The organism is Microbacterium sp. GbtcB4, assembly GCF_019091465.1.
Taxonomy (GTDB): Bacteria; Actinomycetota; Actinomycetes; order Actinomycetales; family Microbacteriaceae; genus Microbacterium; species Microbacterium paraoxydans.
On sequence record NZ_JAGXJJ010000646.1, the window covers coordinates 1 to 233 of the forward strand.

The following is a 233-nucleotide window of genomic DNA, read 5'->3' on the forward strand; positions in this document are numbered from 1 at the left end:
AGGACGCGGCGCTGTTCGAGGACCACGACCCTCGCGCCAACCTCCGTCTCGCGGTGGGCGTGTGGGCGGACACGGAGTGGACCGAGACGCCAGAGGGCCCGGTGCAGGTGCCGACAGGGACGCCGCGCACCTTCGACCTCGGCATCCGTCGCGCGTCACCCTCCCGCGCGGATACCCGGGTGAATCCCACGCTGGCCTCCGACGAGGCGCTCCCCGGCGACCACCGCCCTGTC

Annotated in this window: 1 protein-coding gene; it reads left to right on the forward strand. The window is 73.8% G+C overall.

Annotated features, from left to right (window positions below; translation table 11 throughout):
- Positions 1–233: hypothetical protein (locus KVS71_RS19110; protein WP_217585317.1), on the forward strand; the 233-nt coding region annotated here is incomplete at both ends.